At 62.9% G+C, this 626-nt stretch carries 1 protein-coding gene; it reads left to right on the top strand.

The window, feature by feature from the left end:
* Positions 1-18 precede the first annotated feature (18 nt).
* Positions 19-626, top strand: a 608-nt coding sequence (locus tag N416_RS24195; protein WP_369797627.1) for a PGRS repeat-containing protein, incomplete at its 3' end; no start/stop codon positions are given.

Raw genomic sequence — 626 nt, 5'->3', positions numbered from 1 at the left:
GCCGATGAGTTGGACTGGGTGGTTGATCTGCTCGGTGCGGATCTGGCGGGTGCGTTCGGTGATCTGAGTCAGGCGTCGTCGTGGGAGACGTTGTTCGACCAGGGGGCGTGGGAGCCGCTGCTGTCGAACCTGGGTCTGTCGTTTGATGCGTCGGTGGCTGATCTGCCGGGTCCGGCGGCGGCCGATGACTGGTTCGGTTCGTTGTTCTACACGCCGTTGCATGACTTGGGGCAGGCGTGGATCCTGAGTCCGTTTGGTGAGCAGGTCAACTCGTTTATCAACCTGTTCGGTTTCGGTCAGATTCTGATCGGTAACGGTGCCGACGGTATTGATGGTGGGACGCTGGCGGAGGCTGCTGGTGGTTCCGGTGGTCTGTGGTTCGGTGATGGTGGTGCTGCGGGTACGTCGGCGGATGGCGTCGGTGGTGTCGGTGGTTCGGCGGGCATGTTCGGTGATGGTGGTGCTGGTGGTGCCGGTATCGATGGTGGCGATGGTGGTGCCGGTGGTGCTGGTGGCTGGTGGATGGGCGTCGGTGGTGACGGCGGCGCTGGTGGTGCTGGCATTGATGGTGGTGTCGGTGGCAATGGTGGTGCCGGTGGCGCTGGTATTGGTCTGTTCTATGGCGT

It is taken from the genome of Mycobacterium sp. UM_WGJ, from assembly GCF_000455125.1.
In the GTDB taxonomy this organism is placed as follows: Bacteria; Actinomycetota; Actinomycetes; order Mycobacteriales; family Mycobacteriaceae; genus Mycobacterium.
This window is presented reverse-complemented; position numbering and strand designations above follow the sequence as displayed.